At 54.3% G+C, this 1,279-nt stretch carries 1 protein-coding gene; it reads right to left on the bottom strand.

Going from position 1 to position 1,279, the window contains the following annotated elements; genetic code table 11:
* Positions 1-93: 93 nt before the first annotated feature.
* The coding region (locus QCH34_RS12885) for an NADP-dependent malic enzyme (protein WP_300334724.1) at positions 94-1,279 on the bottom strand (1,186 nt) is incomplete at its 5' end.

Here is a 1,279-nt window from a genome sequence, read left to right as displayed (position 1 = left end):
ACCGATCCAAGGAGGAAGACTGCCACCAGCAGCAGAAGATAAATCGGGAACTTCTTATCACCGGCATTCATGCTATAGAAAAGATGGGTGCAATCAGATAAAAGACTCCCTGGTGCATGAGAGGGTCCAGGCTTCTGCAACTGCCGCTGCCACCGCCCTGCTCACCCCGCGATCGATGACAGAGGGGAGTATGTACTCCTTTGTCGGATGCGGAATATATGCTGCAATGGCATGGGCAGCGGCGATCTTCATCTCGTCGGTGATCCGTGTCGCACGCACATCCAGCGCACCACGGAATATCCCCGGGAAAACAAGGACATTATTAATCTGGTTGTGATAATCGCTCCTGCCGGTTCCAATGATCCCGGCACCCGCTGCCTTTGCCTCTTCAGGCAGAATCTCAGGAACTGGATTTGCCATCGCAAAGATTATTGGATGTTTTGCCATCGATCGGACCATATCCTGCGTGACAAGTCCGGGTCCGGATACGCCGATGAAGGCATCGGCACCAACGAGAGCCTCGGAAAGCCCGCCTGTCCGGTTCTCTTCGTTCGTCTCATGGGCAAGGAGGTACTTATGAGGGATCGAGAGGATATCACGCCGCCCCCTGTGGATGATCCCCTGCCTGTCGCAGACGATGATATCCCGCACCGAGATACAGGTGCAATCGCTTATCCCGACGCATTTGAGAAGGCGGGCTATGGCAGTACCTGCCGCACCGGCACCGCTGATTACAATCCTGAGTTCGGCAAGGCTCTTCTTCTGCACCCTGCATGCATTGATCAATGCGGCGAGCACAACAACCGCAGTTCCATGCTGGTCATCATGCATCACCGGTATGCCGATATCCTGGAGGGCAGCCTCAATCGCAAAACACCGGGGAGCCGCGATATCCTCCAGGTTGATCCCGCCAAATACCGGAGCGATATTTCTTATATGAGCCACGAGATCGACATTTTTGGATTCAAAACAGATAGGGAACGCATCTATACCTGCAAAATCCTTAAAGAGAAGCGCTTTTCCCTCCATGACAGGAATCGCCGCAAACCCTCCGACATCTCCAAGGCCAAGCACCGCTGATCCATCACTGACAACAGCCACGGTATTTGCTTTCAGCGTATACCGGTATGCACACTCAGGATCAGCAGCAATCTTCCTGGCAACCTCGGCAACACCGGGAGTATAGGCAACACTCAGATCATGCCGGTTCTTCACCGGCACCTTGCCACGCACCTCGATCTTTCCCCGATGCTGCTCGTGGAGGAGGAGTGCCTCATCA

The organism is Methanocalculus sp. (assembly GCF_029762515.1).
Classification (GTDB): Archaea; Halobacteriota; Methanomicrobia; order Methanomicrobiales; family Methanocorpusculaceae; genus Methanocalculus.
The sequence above is the reverse complement of the archived record's forward strand: the minus strand, read 5'-3'. Positions and strand labels throughout refer to the sequence as shown.